The sequence below is a fragment of the Arcobacter siniprincipis (SeqCode) genome (assembly GCF_048571125.1).
Taxonomy (GTDB): domain Bacteria; phylum Campylobacterota; class Campylobacteria; order Campylobacterales; family Arcobacteraceae; genus Arcobacter; species Arcobacter siniprincipis.
Window position 1 is genome coordinate 2,484,629 of record NZ_CP182343.1, and the last position, 16,624, is coordinate 2,501,252.

The window sequence follows — 16,624 nt, forward strand, 5'->3', positions numbered from 1 at the left end:
GATTATTTTGATTGTTTGGTGGTGGACAAGTAACTAAATATCAAGAAAAGAATCCAATAAACTCACTTACATTATTCTTAATACTTAGTAAAAAACCCATCACTTTATTAAGCTCTTCTACTTTTTTATAAACCTTTTCTAACTTATACTGTATCTCTTTACTCTTTATACTTGAAAGTTCAATTTTGTACAGATAGATTTTCCCAAGAAGTATCTCATAAAGTTTTTTAATTGCATTATTTCCAGTTATTGAGTGCTCTTTTTTTGCTGCATCCACTGCATCACAAATCCCAAATATGATAACTCTTTGTTCATCAGTGACTTCGGTATCGTTTTCAGCTTCATCTCTAAGTTCATCAGAAAATTTAACTATGTCTTCAACATCATGTGGTCTTTCAATATTTTCAAAAAATGCAAATACAGTTGATGCGTGATTTGCATCTTTAGTAGCTAAGATAGGTTTTACATCTCTTAATCTCAAATTTAAATTTGGAAAAGAAAGCACTTCATATATATCTTTTAAACTATCTTCATCTGCCCCAATCACTCTTAAGACTCTCTCACACTCTTCTATTATAAGAGCTCTTTTCTTCAAAAGTTCTATTTGGTTCTTTTCTTCAAAAATTTTTTTAAACACTTCATGGAGTGATTCATCTTTATTTTCATATTTACAAAGATTTCTTATAATTTCAACTGTTTTATTCATCTGTTTTTACCAATCTTGTTATGGCATCTAATTCATTTATTTTGATTTTAATCATATTTATTATAACTTTGCTCTCTTTATTTATTTTAAAATCACCTTTTAACATATGCTTTTTTAATATATCTATTTTAGCATCAATATCTTTAATTATTATTTTATCTTGTTCTCTCATTACTTTACCTTTATTAAATATTTTTTAAATTATATCATAAAAAATATTTATTAATACATATTGTATTAATTTAAGTTTACTCAAAGAATACAAATTGTATTATTTCATTATCACTAATATTTAAAGTGAAGTTCTTAAAACAATCCAATGTTAAAAATCCCCAACTATAAGATGAAGATAAACATCATCTAGGAGGTATCATTCGCCCAAAGAGGTTAAAGAGTGATTTTGTTTATTGAGGTTATGTACAGCTCACCAAGAAAAAAAAGAGTTGGAATATTTATATATTTGAGTTATAGATTTTATAGTTCAATTATATAAATATAAAGGAGAAATTATGACCATAGGAGATGGAATTGCTGCATTTGGTATAGCAATGTTTGGTATTGCTTTTATGATAGCAATTAGTAATGGACACAAAAATGATGGAACAATTGTATATGAAAAAGAAGAAGAAACATCAACTAATAAACCCTATAAAAAGAAGAAGAATTCCAATCATGACAAAGCAAATACCTAAAAATCTGTTATTTCTAGGATGACCTGATGTAATGCCACCTGTTGGCATGAATTCATTTGGTGTGTGGAGTTTGGTTTGTAGTGGATGATTTATCCATTCGCCAAGACCAATTAAAAAACAACCTAATGAAACAAGTTGTACTAAGCTATTACTTGTTTCTTGAATTTCAATAAAGAGAGAGAAAAAAAGTATAACTCCTGATAATACTGTTACTGCATGGTACCAGTAATCAATATTTAATTTAGCCAAAGGATTATCCATAAGTGAGCCTTTATATATAAGTTTGTAGCAAAATAATTATATCAAAGGTTCTCTTATGTGTAATACATAAAGAAAAGAAAAGTGCTGGAGCTATTTATATTTGAGTTATTTATATATTAGATAATTCAATAGTGGATATAAAACCCGACCGAAGTCGGGACAGTTATAAATAATTGTGAAGAAAGTCTATAACTGTTTTAATCAAAGCACTAGCTAGTGATTTGTTTGTTACTTTTCCTACATAGCGAGTAAGACAAGTACCTAAAATTAATGGTAATCCGATATACGAACACCACGCTATAATTATACAGATTAAAATTAGGGCAATATTTCTATTCCCTAAAAATGTTGGTAAATTAATCATTAGTTATTTTCCTTTAAAAAACTAATTCAGCCTTATAAAGGCACACAAGCTGAGCGACTGAACCTTGCAACGACCTACATTCCCACTCTTGAAAAAAGCAGTATTATCGGCGATGTATTGCTTAACTTCTAGGTTCGGAATGGAGCTAGGTGTTTCCAATACTCAATAATAACAAGGCAAAAAAAAAGCCATTCTTTCGAATGGCCCTTTAGTCGCTTTTTTGTGTGTTCTAAATGATTAAATACCTCTGTATCTGTAAGATCTTCACTTCTTACATTCCTAGGAGTTTAAAAATGAACTAACATGAACAACAAGTTAATTCCACGAAAATATTAAATAATAATCTCTAAGAAATAACTTCTGATGTACACGGATTATATAGAATTTTGTGTGCACTGTCAATACATTTGTTATAACACACTGGGTAACTTTATAAAATCATTCATTTTGTGAAGTATTTACACAGAAAAATTACAAAAAGTAATACTATTTATAAATATTTATACATATTTATAGAAGAACTTATTTAAAAAAAAGACTCTATTCTATATATAAGCCACCACAAAACTACAAATACAAAGGATGATTTCGATTTTTTTTAATACTGTGGTGGTTTTTATATGGAATAAAACTTGGTAGCGACATGAATGTCGGGACCAAAAAAATAAAGGATAAATATGAGTAAAAAAAATAAAATCTTATGCCCTGATAAGTAGGTATTAATTAGAAAAAGAAAAACAAGAGAATTAGAATTTAAACCAGTTATAAAAATGAAAGGATTAAATTATGCTAAGAAAGAATTACAATGAAGATTTAAGAAAATTAGATAATTTGGAAAAGACTTATCAATTAATTAAAAACAGAGCAGAAACAATAAGACAACAGTTTTTAAATGATGAAATTTATGAAGATACAATAGAGGGCAAAAAGCTAGGAAAAGAATTAGACACATCAGAAGAACTAGAAGAGTTTTTAAATGATGAAGTTGTAACTTTTGAAAGGGATAAAGATTTTAAAATTATTAGAGATAAAAAATTCGGAGCATGGGAAAATTATGTAACTGATATTTTATTTGATATGAAAGATATTAAATCCGATAAATTATATTTCTATGATAAATATAAAGATGATGATAGATTGTATGAATTGTACTTAAACTCAATGTCGATTTGGGATAAGGTCTTAGATGTTAAACATTTCAAAGAGCTTTTAATATATCTTGATAATGAAAAGTATATTGATGAAGTAAAAACAGCAAAATTTGAGTTCACTATTTTAGATAAAGAGCATGAAGATAGAAGAGAATTTAATGAGTACAAATTTATTATCACTTGTAATAATGGTTTAGAACTTGATTTGTTTGCAAATGGTAGAACAGAAACACATGAGAAAGTAAAAATCTATTCAAAAGATTATGAAGAGGATTACAGTTTTATAGGTACACATATTAAAGAGATAGTAAATAAATTTAGTCTTCTTAAAATGATTAGAACTGCAATAACTGGAATCGAAAATAAAAAATACAAAATGTATTTAAAGAAAGGATAAACCATGTGCAAAGCAATCATAATAAAAAGTAAACCGATCACAAAACCATATAAGCTGCAGGAACTAAAGAGAACAAATGAAGAGGAAGATTTAGAAAAACAAAATCCATTATTAATACCAAATGGAGTCAGATTAGGAACATTAAAAGATTTATATATAAGGAGAGTGAATGGATAAGCAAAAGCTATTAAATCTTTTATTACTAAAGATTGAAAATGTAAAAAATCAACCTGATAATACACTTTTTAATGTTGATATTAGAATAAAAGAAAAATCAAAATGCCCAAAGTGCAGTTCTTATAACTTTCTTTGTGGTGGAGTTACCATCTATGAAGAAGAGTGTAAAGACTGTGGTTATATATTTAGAGATGATTATTAAAAAAAAGGGGAAAAACTGTAAATGGAAAAAATAGAAATAACAATAGATGATGCAGTAGGTAGAAGAGTAAAAAGACTAAATAGACAAAAAGATTTTTTCAATATGCTCTTTAGCATACTTGTTATCTTACTTGTCGTAAAAGTAGCAATGGAAGTATCACAGTTTGAAAAAGAATATAAGCAAACTAAAGAGCTAATTAAAGTTACAAAAGAAAACACCAAAACATATACTAAGTTGTTGAATGTACTTGGTTATTTTGATATTGAAAAGGATGGGAAATAAGATGTGTAAAAAAGTGGATTTAAAAATAGAAGTAAACATTGAGTTTCAAATAAAAGAAGGGTTCTTAAGTGAAGAGTTAATGGATGCATATGAAGAGCATTTCCATGAAGTTTCTAATGATTTGGATTTCGATAGGTTTGAAACTAGAGAAGAAAAACACGAGGCAAATATTGGTTGGTACTTGATAAGAGGAGAAACTGATTTCATAGAAGGATATGGGAAGGTTGATGATTTTATTGAAAAATCGAATATCACTCTAACGGATGCAGAAAAATATTAAAGAATTAAGTAAAAAATATAAAAGGAAAAAGTATGAAAAAGTCAGTAGAAAAAGCTTTAAAAAAAAGTATTCAAAGTCTATTTGAATGTAGAGAAGAGGTTAAAGGTAAAAGAAGAGTGCAAATAGATAGAGCGATAGGACACTTATTAATGGCTACGAAAAAGAAAAAATAATAGTGAAATAGAAAGAATTATGAAGAGCCATAAACTCTTCATATTCTTAACTTTAAATCTGTAATTTACACTAAAAAGTGCTTGAAGATTATATCAAATGTAGTTTAAATTGAGTTTTGAGTATCAAGGCTTTGTTTAGATTATATAAGGAGAGGATTATGACTATAAATAAGTTTTTAGAAAAAGGTAAATTTTATTACCACATCTAAATTTGAACAAATTTCATTTTTTTAAGGCAACTTTTTAAAAGCAAATCTTTTATTATGCCATAGTTTTGAAGGCCCATATTTCATATTTTTAAAACCAAATGATTATAACAAAAATGAAATTCTCAAAATTATTAAAAAACACATTTTGTTTATTTTAATCCATATCTTTACATGATAGCTCCTTTCAAAATATTTACTACATTCTAAATTCACTTAGTGAAAATTGAAGGTAAGGTGTAAATTAAATTTTACAAAACTCCGAAACAATTTGGGGGTAGGGGATTTGTTAAATTTTAAAAAATGATAGGTGTCTTAATTGAAAACTAGCTTAAGCAGTTCATATTTTTACTCTAAATTTTAGAAAATACAAGTACCTCTTTCGCTTCCCTTCCCATTCGCCATGGCGAAACCCAACTTTATAAAACAATCAAGGAACAAACTATGAGTATAAATGAGAAACCAAATCTACCACTAAGAGTTGCAACTGCTTTTAGTGGTGGACTTGCTGCTGTTGAATTTGCTCTTAAATATGAGAATACAAAGCATGAGATAATCTTTGCTTGTGAGTGGGATAAATATGCAAGGCAACAGTATCTTAAGTTTCATGGTAAGCCTAAAACATTTTATAATGACATCAAAGAACTATGTGCAAAAAAGTATTTATTCTTTATTGATTTATTTGTTTGGGGTAGTCCTTGCCAAGATTTATCACTTAGTGGAAATCGTGAAGGTCTTACAGGAAGTAAATCATCACACTTCTTTCATGGTGCAAGAGTTCAAGAAGAAATGAAACCAAAAGTTTTCATCTTTGAAAATGTAGTCGGGCTTTTATCCTCAAATGGTGGAGCAGATTATAAACTTGTATGTGACACTTTTAGAAAACAAGGTTATTATATTCATTTATCAAGAATGAATGCAAAAGATTATGGAGATCCACAAAATAGAGATAGGATTTTTATAATTGGTTTTCTTGATGTAAATGCTTACCATAGATACAAAACACCTGAAAAAATACCACTTGAATTAAGACTTAAAGATGTTCTTCAAAAGTGGGTACCGGAGAAATACTTTTTATCTCAAAAAATGATTGATGGGTTTATTGCACATAAAGAGAGACACCAGGAAAGAGGTAATGGATTTGGTTTTAATCCCACAAGTGGAGACAAAGTTGCTGCATGTTTAAATACTGTATCCGGTAATCGATCAACTGATGATTATATAAAAGTAGGATATATAAATCAAAATACACAAGCGAGTAGCGTAGTGAGTGTAGATGGTGTATCAAATACATTAACAAGTGGCACTCATGGATATGCACAAGGCTACTTTATCAACTCAAATACAAAATCAGGATATGAAACTGCAAAAGACTATGACTGCATAAACTTATCAAGACCTACTTCAACTATAAGAAGAGGAAGAGTAGGAAAAGGTTATGCACAGACTTTAGAGTGTAGTGGGAATATTGGAGTTATCTATAACTTTATGATTAGAAGATTAACACCATTTGAAACATTTAGACTTCAAGGGTTAAAAGATGAAGATATTATATTAATAGTATCAGATACACAAGCATACAAAATATCAGGAAATGCAATCAATGTAACAGTTATGAGACATATATTAAGAGCATTGTATCAAAAGCAAGAGGTAGTTAGTCCAACTAGCTTATTTGACTTTATTTAAGGAGAAGATATGAACTTATTTGGAGAAAATCCCAAACAAAAAAGAAATATCCCAGAAGTACCTCAAAACTCAAAGCCATACTTTCCAAGTAATGGAAGTGAGGGCTTGTATTTTGAAGATATTAATTGCTTAAAATGTTCAAAGTATTCTAAGTGTTCAATACTAAGACGGACTTATGAAGGTAAAAAAGTTAAGCAATGGATTAAAGAAGAAGGCAAAGAGCCTAGATGTATAAGTTTAAGGAGAAAGTAGCATGAGCCTAAACCTATCAACAGATTTAGAAAACTACATCAAAAAAAGATATGAAGAACACAAAAGTTCAAGTTATAGACCTCTTGCTTTTGATGTTTTTAGAGAAAATATACTTTCAAATAAAAGTATAAAACAGCAGTTACATATAAAAGAACAGCAAAATAACAAAGAGTTTTATATATGTACTGGTAAATGTGGCAATACACTCCATAAGAGCAATTATACTTATATAAATGGCAAAAGAGACACAGAGTGTAAAGACTGCAAAAAAGAGCGAATAAGAGCAAGTAAAAGAGAGTATGCAGCAAAAAGAAGAGAAAGACTAAGAGAACTTAAATTGAAAGGGAGAGGAAGATGAATTTATTAATTGAAAAAATAATAAGAAAAATGTTTGAGGAAAATTGGAGTGGAGAAAGTACACTTAAAAGTATAGATACTATGAAAAAGCAATTACATAAAAATCTTAACGACCAACTTAATGGATATTGGAGTGGTCATACTGCATATTACATAATGACTAAAGGTGGATTTCTTATTGATGGCAAAAGTAGTACCAATAAACAATTAACACCATTAGGGGAAGTGTTTATAGAACAATATAACGAGGAAAAACAATGACACCAATAAAATTCAAATACATATTCAGTAATGGCAAAGAGTTTAAAAACACAATACTAACTCTTAAAGAGATTGAAAACGGGCAATTAAAAGCCTTTACAAATAATATACCATGTAGTTTTGAGTTGGTTGCTGTTTGTCAGTTTACAGGACTAAAAGTTAAAAATGATATTGAGATTTATAAAGGTGATATTGTTATTTATTATAAAGGATATGTTGATGATTCATGGACAGATAATATCCAAGGAAAACATGGAATTGTTGGACAAGATGAAGAAAATGGATATATATGGTATGCAACATTTATAAGAAATAAATTTAGTGGAGTTGGCAAATTAATACCTAGTGGAGATAATTTTGAAGTAATAGGCAACATCTACGAAAATAAAGAGTTATTGGAGGAATAAAACTATGAGCTATTATGACATTAAACAATTAAGCCAAAAAACACACTATTCAGTTAATACATTATATAAAAAAATCAAACACTTAAAACAAGGCGAGCACTATTTTAAACCAAATGGTGGTAAACTAATATTTGATGAAAGTGCGGTTGACTTCTTAGTGAAAGGAGAAAACAGCAATGGCAAAAGCATACCTACGGAAAGACAGCCAATTTGTTTGGATAAGTTTCTCTCATAATAACAAAAGATATAGAAAAAAAACTAAGTATGAAAAAAGCCAAAAGAATCTTAAATTAGTACAAGAAGAAATCATACCTGTAATGATGCATAAAATCAAAACAGGTGAAATCATACTTGAAAAAGTAAATAAAAAGTTATTCAAGTATTATAGCGATTTGTTTTTGAAATCTAAAAGAGATTTGAAGCCTAACTCATTAAAAGAGTATTCAAGGTATATTGGATTTTGGAATAGTTTTTTTGCTGATCGTGACATAAAAGAGATTAAAGCATCTGAAATAAAAGAAGCTATCTTTACTAAAGATATAAAAGTTCAAGGGATGAAGGACCATTTAGTTATTTGTAAAGGCATTTTTAATGAAGCCTTTATTGATGATGAGATTAATTCTAATCCTGTTGATAAAATTAGTTTACCAAAGGCAAAGAAAAAAGAGATTTTACCATTTACCAAAGAAGAAGTAAAAGCTATTCTTGATAATGCAAATGGTTTTTTCAAGGCTTATTTAGCAGTTGCTTTTTATACAGGAATTAGAACAGGTGAGCTACTTGCTCTAAAATGGCAAAATATAGATTTTAAAAATAAGAGAATCTATATTAATGCAACAGTAGGAAACTACAAAGAACAAACAACAAAAACAGGTACATCAACTAGATATGTTCCTTTATTTGATATTTTAGAGCCTTATCTAAGAGAACAACAAAAGAGAACAGGATTGAATAAAAATGTTTTTTGCACAAAGAATGGGAGACATTATTCATCATCTAATCTAACCATTTATGAATGGAGACCTTTATTAAGACGGATTAAAATCCCTGAAAGAAGAATGTACGAGACAAGACATACTTTTGCAACAAATATGATTGAGTCTCAACAGTTTAGTTTGAATCAAATAGCAGCATGGTTAGGTCATGCAAATATTCAAACTTTAATCAATAGATACAACAAATTTATTCCCTCAGAAATTGCCAAGTTTGATGGTCAATTTGATGTATTTAAAGGCGAAAATGACACAGAAAATGTCACGCAAAATATTACAAGTGCTTAAAAGCTTTATATAAAGGGCTTTTTAGATTATCTAGCCAAAAGGTATTTATTTTTTATTAAAATTGATGCATTTTCCATACTTAAATGAAATTCATATTTTGATTGTAATAAAATATTTAGTGCCACAAAAAAATTATATAGTTCATATGTTTTATTTAAACTTCCTATTACGGGGAGATATTTTATAAAAAATTCATCATTAAAGTAAGAAAATCTATCAGATATATTAATAAAATATTTTATTGCAAAATAAATGAAAATAAAAAAAAGTAAAAGATATAAAGAGTATTTTAAAAAGAAATTTTTTAGGTTAAGTAATAAAATAGTAGAAATAGGAAGTTGCATGTTATATTGTAAAAATATATTTTCAAATTTTGGTACTACAAAAATAAAAATCAAACTAAGGGCTAAGATAAAAGTTATCATGACGATTAGAGGGTATCTCAAAGAATTTTTCAGCTCTTTTTTATTCTTTAGTCTTATTTTTAAAAGTGTAGACAAAGCCACAATGACAGCTTTTATATTTCCATTTTTTTCAAATATCATGAAAAAAGGAATTATAATTGGATTCAAATCTTTTTCATATTTTTCCAAAGCTTTATAAATAGGTCTTCCATTTTGCAAAGCAGATTCCATAGAGACTAATATATCTGATAAATAATCATTTTTTATACTTTTTTGTAAGATTCTTATAGCATCTATTAATAAAATATTAGAATCTAACATAATACTTAGTTGGATAAATAATTCAATAATCTGCTCTTCATTTGCTTTATTTACTATTTTGATATTTTTAAATTGAAGCTTTTTTATCTTTTTTATTTTTACGATATTCTCAGGAAGTTTTTCTTTTTTTAAATCATCACTTATTATAACTTTAGATTTGATTTTTTGGTTTTCTTGATAGTTTATTTTATACTTATTCAAAATAATACTTTGTTTACTTCATCTTTAGTTGTTAGATTCTTTTCAATTTTCTCTTTTGCATCGTCAAAAAGAGATTTAAAGCCAATACTTTTTACATAGTGCATAATTTTATTTTTATCAAAATCATTTGCCACAATCGAAGATATATTTTCATCAAACTCTAAAAACTCAAATAATGATAACCTACCCTCAAACCTAGTATAATTGCACTTACTACAACCATCTTCACAAAAAAGGCAAAGTTTAAGCACTAATCTTTGAGCAATAACAGCTCTTAAAGTAGAAGCTACTAAATATGGTTTTGCATTTAAATCAAAAAGCCTAGAAAGTGTTGAAATAGAATCGTTAGTATGTAAGGTACTGAAAACTAAATGACCAGTAAGAGAAGCTTGAATAGCTATACTCAAAGACTCTTCATCTCTTATTTCACCTATCATAATTATGTCAGGATCTTGCCTTAATATATTTTTTAAAACATCATTAAAACTCAATCCTATGGCATTATTAATTGCGACTTGTTGTATTCCCTTTATCTGGTATTCCACTGGATCTTCTATTGTAATGATTTTTTTAGAATTATCATTTAACTCATTTAATATAGAGTACAAAGTAGTAGTCTTTCCACTTCCAGTGGGACCCGTAACTAGAATTAAGCCATTTGATTTTATGATTGTTCTTTTAACTTTTTCCAATATAAGATTATCAAACCCAATATTATTTAATTCCTTTTTATTAGTTCCATTATCTAAAATTCTTAATACAATTGATTCGCCTGTAATAGTTGGCATGGTTGATACCCTAAAATCAATTTTATCTTTATTTAAAACTTGTTTTTCAAATCTTGCATTTTGTGGTTTTCTTTTTTCTGTGATATCCATATTTGATATAAGTTTAATATATGAACTAAGAATCAAATAAAAACTGAGATCAAAACTAAAAAAAGTTTTTAAAATACCATCTATTCTAAGTCTTATTATTAAGCACCCACTTAAAGTTTCAATATGTATATCACTACACTTTTTTTCAAGAGAATATCTTAATACAAAATCAAAAAAGACATGAATAGATTTTTCTTGATTTTCTTGTATTGAATTTTTATAATTTATAAAAATGTCATATTTTTCTTCAAAATCATCCAAACAAAATAAAATTTCATTTTTACTAGATTTAATCTCTTTTATTACTAAATTAGTATCAAATAACTCTAAATCTGAACTCTCATCACAAACTATTACTGTAATAAAATATTCATCTTTTTTTATTGGTAAAACTAAATTATTTCTTAAACTTTTAACATCATAGTTTTTAATAAGTTCATAGTCACATCTATAATTATCTAGTATATTCATTTTGATATATCCATACTTTTGTTTTGTGATTATTTTTTTCTATCACAATAAAATCACTTTTTATAGAGATTATTTTTTCTCCATTTACTTTTTCTCCTATTTTGTACCACTTATTATTTACTAAAACAGTGTTATTAATAATTGCATCAATTTTTATATCTTCTTTTATATCGTTAATAATAAATGTTTCTTTACTATTTATTGTATTTTTTTGATATAAAACTATATTCTTAATCTCTTGTGGTATTGATTTTTTATAAAATATATCCTTATTATTTAACTCTATTTCTATGTATAAGTTTATTTTATTGTTACCTAGAGTTTTAAAGCTTAATTTATTAATAGTTATTTTAGAACTATATTTTTCAATAAAATCAATAACAGCTATACTCTTTAAAAAATCATCTTCAATTTGTAAAAAAACTTTTTTAGGTGTAATTTTTATATTCTTAACATCTAGTTTTTTATGTTTTATTTCTTCTTCTAAATCATAAATAAAATCAAATAATCTTAATTTTTTTTCTTTTTTAATAATATTTACTTTTTTTATATTTTGATATTCATTTATTTGACTAAATGAGTAAAAAAGATAGATAAAAGAAATAGTAAGAAATAAAGGAAGAAAATAGAATAAAGTTCTATATTTGCTATTAAAAAATAAATGATGCATTAATCTCATAGCCCTCCTTTGTTTTAAAAAATGAATTTATTTTTTTATTTTTATAAGGTTGAATAAAAGTATAAAAGTCCTCTCTATTTTTAGCAAAAAGAGTTATTGTTAAACTTTTTTTATTAAAATCAAACTTTGATATTTTTATATTATGTTCTTCCAATGTGGAAAATAAACTATTCATTTTAAAATATAAACTTTTACTTTTTGGAATTATTTTGTTTTGTTTTGTTTTATTATTCTGGATTAATTGAAGTTCTTTTTTATTAGATTCTTTTTCATAATAAGTAAAACATAGAAAAGATAAACATAAAAAAAATAGTGAGAATAGATATAAGTAATAAAACTTTAGTTCATTGTTATTATGAATATAAGATAAATCTGAAGTAATTATTTTTTTATTTTTATAAGCTTGTAACTCGTTATTCTCAATATTTATTACTTCATCATAATCAAATAAAAATCTTTTTTTGATATACACTTGGATATCTTGATTTTGAAGTTCATTTTCTATTTTCTGAAAGTAATAAAAATAGGAATTCTCAAACAATAATAAATAATCTTGATAATAAACGAGAACTCTTTTATTACAAAGTTTTTTAGTTTTGATATACTTAATAATTAATTCAATTATAAATACTGCATTATTCTTATTTTCATAAAAACAAACAAAATACTCATTTGAGTATTTTAAGTAAGTGTAAAAGATTTTGTGATTTTTTTTAAAAGTAGTTTTTTCTTCCAAATTATGAAAAATAAACTTTTCAAGGTTTTTATTTAAAATTTCTTCTGAAACTTTAATTATATTTGAATAAGTAAAATCAAGACTTATAATATTTTGTATCATTTGAGTATTCCATAATAAATTATATTATTATGAAACTTAAAAATAACAAAACTATTTCATATTAGTTATCATATAATAACTAATATGAAATTTTTAATCAATCTATATCGTATCCAAGCTCTTTTAAGCCTTCTCTGTTTTTAGTCCAACCTTTTTTTATAGAAACAAATAGCTCCAGAAAACATTTTTTACCAGTAAGTTTTTCTATTTTTACTCTAGCATCTTTCCCTATTCTCTTTATTGCAGTTGCACCTTTACCAATAATCATACCTTTTTGAGTAGATTTTTGTACAATTATTGTAGCTTTTATTACATCAACATTCTTTTTCTCTTCTACTTTATTTATTAAAACATCTGTTTCATAAGGTATCTCATCAGAAATATTTTCGAAAATTGACTCTCGTATAAACTCTTTAAAAATATCCCTTAAGTGTTCAGTTGTCAAAATTTCTGGGTCAAATAAATAAGGGTGCTCCGGAAGATATTTTACAACTACATCTAAAATATCTGCATGAGTTGTTGCTTTTTTTATTGATACTGGTATGATTGATTCATATTTATCAGAAAATTTTTCATACTCTTTCATTTTTGCTAAAACTTCTTCATTTGAAACAAAATCTATTTTTGTAAGAAGTAAGATGTGTTTTGTATTTTTTTTGTTTTTTTCTAAAAAGGCCTCATAATGAGAAACTTGATCAGTAACTGGTGCTAAAAATAAAATCAAATCACAATCACCCATTGCTTTTAGTGCTTCATCAAGCATAAATTGATTTAATAGTTTTTCTGTTTCATGTATTCCTGGAGTATCTACAAATATAACTTGGTCATCTTCATGCATAACTATTATATTTGATCTTTTTCTTGTAGCATTTGCTTTGTGAGAAACCATTGCAATCTTTTCACCAACTAACCAATTAAGTAGTGAACTCTTCCCTGCATTTGGTCTTCCTACTACTGATACATATCCGCATTTTGTCATTTCATCCCTTTGTAATCAATACGAAGTTTTCCTTCGTAAAATCTAATTTTTTCGCATTATACAATAATTTTATCTTTTTCTGAAACTAAGTGCCTCAAAAATATGTTCTTTTTTTATATTTACACTATTTTCCAAATTAACGATCGTCCTTGATACTTTTAAAACTTTGTTAATACTTCTAAAAAATAGTAAATAGTTTGTCATTGATAAATTTATATATATAAAGACTGTTCAGAGTTTTGTGTCATTGCACTGTAGTATTAAGGTTCAATAGTCGTATATTAATAACTTTTAAGTACTTATTTTATATTAAGTCTAAAATTACGAATGTGTACCCGTACATAAGTTTATGCACGGGCTTAATAGACAGTTATAAATTATAGTTATTAGAGTTGTTTTCCAATACCTTTTGTTAAATTTAGCATAAACGCTAATCCCCTTCTTGTATCTTCATCTTTCATTAGTTTTAATAAACCAAATAAAGAAGGTACTTCATTTTTAGCATTTTCTCTTTTTGCATGACGTACAGCATTTTCAGTTATAAAACCTGCGGTTGCCATATTATCAATTGATGTTACCATCTTTTCAACCATTGGAGTTGTTGTCATTTCAATTTGATCAGATACTACTGCTAATAAATCAATTAAATTATTCAATCTACCAGTTTGAACTAACATAGTCATTTGTTCTTCGATTTTTTGCATCTCTGCACTTTTTATTACTTTTACTTCTTCACTCATAACTTTCTCCTATAACATACCTCGAGCAGCTGCCCAATATAAACCTTTATTAAAACCTAATCTTACGAAACTCCCTAATTTACTACAAGGTGTGGGTTTAACATCTTCTTCATAGTCATACCATAAAGGCATACCACAAGAAAGTCCCATTTGTGCAACAGCAATTACTTTACCATCATAAGACTCTGTAGGGTACCCAAACCTAATTTCAGCAGCAATATTATCGGCAACTACATCAGTTTGATTGTGAATTGTCCCTCCTGCTTTTGAAACAGATAAATCAACTGTATCACCTAAGGTATAAACATTGTCTAAACCTATCACTTTTAAGCTCTCTTTATCTGTAGGAAGCCAACCTTCATTATCTTTTGCTTTTGATAAGCCAGAGTCCCTTATAACTTTTGCTGCAATAAAAGGTGGAGTTGACATTAAAATATCAAATTCTATCTCTTCCCCTTCTTCTGAATATGCTATTTTTTTCTTTGGATCCACTTTATTTAAGGTAAATGATGTTTTATGTTTTACATTAATACCATCAAAAATCATTGGTAATACATTTGATGTAGGAACTTGTAAAAATAATCCATCTACTACAGATTGTGCCTTTTTTGGATATGTATATACAATTTCAACATCATCTCTAACACCTCTTTCTGTTAAATAATCATGTAACATCATTGTTGTTTCAATAGGTGCAATTCCACATTGATGTGGAATATTTTCAGTTTTAGGAAAACTAACTGTAACTAACACTCTACCTTTTTTAAGTTTCTCAAACTTTTTAGCAATCTTTTTAGCACCTTCGTAAGTATAAAACCAATCTCCCCCCTCTTCAAGACCAGGAATTCTATCAGGTGCTACTTCACAACCTGTTGCAAGTACTAAATAATCATATACATATTTTTTACCACTTTGAGCAACAACACAATTATTTTTTGTTTGAATATCAACTGCTGCATCCACATGAAAATTAATCTCAGGCATAAGAAGACTTTTTTGTTCTCTTATAAATTCATTTCCAGCTGATTTATGAAAAGCAACATACATAGCTCCTGGTCTATAAACATGCTTTGATGAATTTGAAATCATTGTAATTTCTATTTCATCTCTGTCAATCTCAGGCATTAATTTTTTAGCTAAATTATTTGCGGTCATTGTTCCAGCAGTACCGCCACCAACAATAAGAATCTTTTTCATTTTTCACTCCTTACAACGTATGTAAAATATTGTAACAAAGCAAAACAAGACAAATATAAGGTTTATATAAGATTTATATAAGGTTTTAAAATATGTTATGAAAGATTTATTCTATATCCTAAACCTTTTAAGTTTTCAAAGAGTTCACTGTATAATTTTTTGCGTAAGCCTACTATTACCATACGTATTGCATCAGGGGTTGCTTGTTCTTCCCAAATACTTTGTTCTATTAACTCTAAGGAGATAAATCCTTGTTTATTTTTTAAAAACAATTCCAATAAAAGCAACTCTTTTTTAGTAAGTTTTATTAACTTTGATTCTTTAAAAAGCATCTTTTTTAAAGGGTCATATATAAAACCTCTACCTAAATTTACAGTTTCAATAATTTCATTACTATTTGGCATATGAGAAGATATTGCAAAAAGTAATTCATCTATATCAATAGGTTTTTTTAAATAAAATTGAACTCCTGAATCAACTGCACGATTTAAATATGGAACTGCATTAAAAGCAGTCATTGTTATTCTCATGGTTTGAGGTGATATTGAAGCAAGTTTTTTTAAAAAAGTTAATCCATCAATATGAGGCATTTGTATATCTGTCAATACAATATCTGTTTTATTTATATTAAATTTTTCCAAAGCCTCTAAAGCATCACAAGCAACATATACTTCTTTAAAATAAATACTAAGAACTCTTTTTAACCACTTTAAAGTACTTTCATCATCTTCAACTATTAATATTGTATGAGATTGTAAACGAGAGTATATTTTTTCCAT

24 protein-coding genes, 1 rRNA gene and 1 pseudogene are annotated in these 16,624 nt (G+C 26.9%); 14 read left to right on the forward strand and 12 right to left on the reverse strand.

The window, feature by feature from the left end; translation table 11 throughout:
* Positions 1–40 precede the first annotated feature (40 nt).
* Both ACNI3D_RS12645 and ACNI3D_RS12650 read right to left on the reverse strand, forming a co-directional pair.
* Entirely contained in the window at positions 41–706 is a 666-nt protein-coding gene (locus tag ACNI3D_RS12645; RefSeq protein ID WP_419767261.1) for a hypothetical protein, read from the reverse strand.
* A complete protein-coding gene (locus tag ACNI3D_RS12650; RefSeq protein ID WP_419767262.1) occupies positions 699–878 on the reverse strand; it encodes a hypothetical protein in 180 nt (59 codons plus the stop codon). The genes ACNI3D_RS12645 and ACNI3D_RS12650 overlap by 8 nt, the downstream gene beginning before the upstream one ends.
* A gap of 337 nt (positions 879–1,215) precedes the next feature.
* Between ACNI3D_RS12650 and ACNI3D_RS12655 the strand changes: the two genes are divergently transcribed.
* On the forward strand, positions 1,216–1,398 hold the full coding sequence (locus tag ACNI3D_RS12655) for a hypothetical protein (protein WP_419767263.1): 183 nt from the start codon (positions 1,216–1,218) through the stop codon (positions 1,396–1,398).
* Between the two features lie 686 nt (positions 1,399–2,084).
* On the opposite strand, the gene rrf is transcribed toward ACNI3D_RS12655, so the two are convergent.
* Positions 2,085–2,200: ribosomal RNA gene (gene rrf / locus ACNI3D_RS12660) — 5S ribosomal RNA — on the reverse strand.
* Between the two features lie 609 nt (positions 2,201–2,809).
* Between rrf and ACNI3D_RS12665 the strand changes: the two genes are divergently transcribed.
* From ACNI3D_RS12665 to ACNI3D_RS12725, 13 genes are all read left to right on the forward strand, one after another.
* A complete protein-coding gene (locus ACNI3D_RS12665) occupies positions 2,810–3,571 on the forward strand; it encodes a hypothetical protein (RefSeq protein WP_419767264.1) in 762 nt (253 codons plus the stop codon).
* A gap of 3 nt (positions 3,572–3,574) precedes the next feature.
* Entirely contained in the window at positions 3,575–3,748 is a 174-nt protein-coding gene (locus ACNI3D_RS12670) for a hypothetical protein (protein WP_419767265.1), read from the forward strand.
* Positions 3,741–3,950 (forward strand): hypothetical protein, encoded by a 210-nt coding sequence (locus ACNI3D_RS12675; protein WP_419767266.1) that lies wholly within the window; start codon positions 3,741–3,743, stop codon positions 3,948–3,950. Before ACNI3D_RS12670 ends, ACNI3D_RS12675 begins: the two co-directional genes overlap by 8 nt.
* A gap of 21 nt (positions 3,951–3,971) precedes the next feature.
* Positions 3,972–4,232, forward strand: coding sequence for a hypothetical protein (locus tag ACNI3D_RS12680; RefSeq protein ID WP_419767267.1), 261 nt, complete (start codon positions 3,972–3,974; stop codon positions 4,230–4,232).
* A 1-nt stretch (position 4,233) separates the two neighbouring features.
* Positions 4,234–4,512 (forward strand): hypothetical protein, encoded by a 279-nt coding sequence (locus ACNI3D_RS12685; protein WP_419767268.1) that lies wholly within the window; start codon positions 4,234–4,236, stop codon positions 4,510–4,512.
* Between the two features lie 32 nt (positions 4,513–4,544).
* A complete protein-coding gene (locus ACNI3D_RS12690) occupies positions 4,545–4,685 on the forward strand; it encodes a hypothetical protein (RefSeq protein ID WP_419767269.1) in 141 nt (46 codons plus the stop codon).
* A gap of 650 nt (positions 4,686–5,335) precedes the next feature.
* Positions 5,336–6,580: a DNA (cytosine-5-)-methyltransferase gene (dcm, locus tag ACNI3D_RS12695; protein WP_419767270.1), complete on the forward strand. Its 1,245-nt coding sequence runs from the start codon at positions 5,336–5,338 to the stop codon at positions 6,578–6,580.
* Between the two features lie 9 nt (positions 6,581–6,589).
* Positions 6,590–6,832: a hypothetical protein gene (locus ACNI3D_RS12700; RefSeq protein ID WP_419767271.1), complete on the forward strand. Its 243-nt coding sequence runs from the start codon at positions 6,590–6,592 to the stop codon at positions 6,830–6,832.
* A 1-nt stretch (position 6,833) separates the two neighbouring features.
* Complete coding sequence (locus tag ACNI3D_RS12705) at positions 6,834–7,190, forward strand: hypothetical protein (RefSeq protein WP_419767272.1); 357 nt, start codon at positions 6,834–6,836, stop codon at positions 7,188–7,190.
* A complete protein-coding gene (locus ACNI3D_RS12710; protein WP_419767273.1) occupies positions 7,187–7,450 on the forward strand; it encodes a hypothetical protein in 264 nt (87 codons plus the stop codon). The genes ACNI3D_RS12705 and ACNI3D_RS12710 overlap by 4 nt, the downstream gene beginning before the upstream one ends.
* On the forward strand, positions 7,447–7,857 hold the full coding sequence (locus ACNI3D_RS12715; protein WP_419767274.1) for a YopX family protein: 411 nt from the start codon (positions 7,447–7,449) through the stop codon (positions 7,855–7,857). Before ACNI3D_RS12710 ends, ACNI3D_RS12715 begins: the two co-directional genes overlap by 4 nt.
* 4 nt (positions 7,858–7,861) lie before the next feature.
* Positions 7,862–8,092: a hypothetical protein gene (locus tag ACNI3D_RS12720; RefSeq protein WP_419767275.1), complete on the forward strand. Its 231-nt coding sequence runs from the start codon at positions 7,862–7,864 to the stop codon at positions 8,090–8,092.
* A complete protein-coding gene (locus ACNI3D_RS12725; protein WP_419767276.1) occupies positions 8,034–9,137 on the forward strand; it encodes a tyrosine-type recombinase/integrase in 1,104 nt (367 codons plus the stop codon). Before ACNI3D_RS12720 ends, ACNI3D_RS12725 begins: the two co-directional genes overlap by 59 nt.
* Before the next feature lie 26 nt (positions 9,138–9,163).
* Here the strand turns inward: ACNI3D_RS12725 and ACNI3D_RS12730 are convergent, their stop codons facing one another.
* The 9 genes and pseudogenes from ACNI3D_RS12730 to ACNI3D_RS12770 form a co-directional block, all read right to left on the reverse strand.
* The gene (locus ACNI3D_RS12730; protein ID WP_419767277.1) at positions 9,164–10,063 is read right to left on the reverse strand and encodes a type II secretion system F family protein; all 900 of its coding nucleotides are present in this window, start codon (positions 10,061–10,063) and stop codon (positions 9,164–9,166) included.
* A complete protein-coding gene (locus ACNI3D_RS12735; protein WP_419767278.1) occupies positions 10,060–11,412 on the reverse strand; it encodes a GspE/PulE family protein in 1,353 nt (450 codons plus the stop codon). Before ACNI3D_RS12735 ends, ACNI3D_RS12730 begins: the two co-directional genes overlap by 4 nt.
* Positions 11,396–12,091: a hypothetical protein gene (locus ACNI3D_RS12740; protein WP_419767279.1), complete on the reverse strand. Its 696-nt coding sequence runs from the start codon at positions 12,089–12,091 to the stop codon at positions 11,396–11,398. Before ACNI3D_RS12740 ends, ACNI3D_RS12735 begins: the two co-directional genes overlap by 17 nt.
* Positions 12,063–12,929, reverse strand: a complete 867-nt coding sequence (locus ACNI3D_RS12745; RefSeq protein WP_419767280.1) for a hypothetical protein — start codon at positions 12,927–12,929, stop codon at positions 12,063–12,065. The genes ACNI3D_RS12740 and ACNI3D_RS12745 overlap by 29 nt, the downstream gene beginning before the upstream one ends.
* 97 nt (positions 12,930–13,026) lie before the next feature.
* Positions 13,027–13,908 carry a GTPase Era gene (era, locus tag ACNI3D_RS12750; protein ID WP_419767281.1) on the reverse strand — a complete coding sequence of 294 codons (882 nt, stop codon included), beginning with the start codon at positions 13,906–13,908 and terminating at the stop codon, positions 13,027–13,029.
* A gap of 69 nt (positions 13,909–13,977) precedes the next feature.
* A pseudogene (locus tag ACNI3D_RS12755) lies at positions 13,978–14,124 on the reverse strand (magnesium chelatase subunit ChlI family protein); the annotation flags it as partial.
* A gap of 170 nt (positions 14,125–14,294) precedes the next feature.
* Positions 14,295–14,648, reverse strand: coding sequence for a DUF1641 domain-containing protein (locus ACNI3D_RS12760; RefSeq protein WP_129101760.1), 354 nt, complete (start codon positions 14,646–14,648; stop codon positions 14,295–14,297).
* A 9-nt stretch (positions 14,649–14,657) separates the two neighbouring features.
* Positions 14,658–15,845 (reverse strand): NAD(P)/FAD-dependent oxidoreductase, encoded by a 1,188-nt coding sequence (locus ACNI3D_RS12765; RefSeq protein ID WP_129101761.1) that lies wholly within the window; start codon positions 15,843–15,845, stop codon positions 14,658–14,660.
* A gap of 95 nt (positions 15,846–15,940) precedes the next feature.
* Entirely contained in the window at positions 15,941–16,624 is a 684-nt protein-coding gene (locus ACNI3D_RS12770) for a response regulator (RefSeq protein ID WP_419767282.1), read from the reverse strand.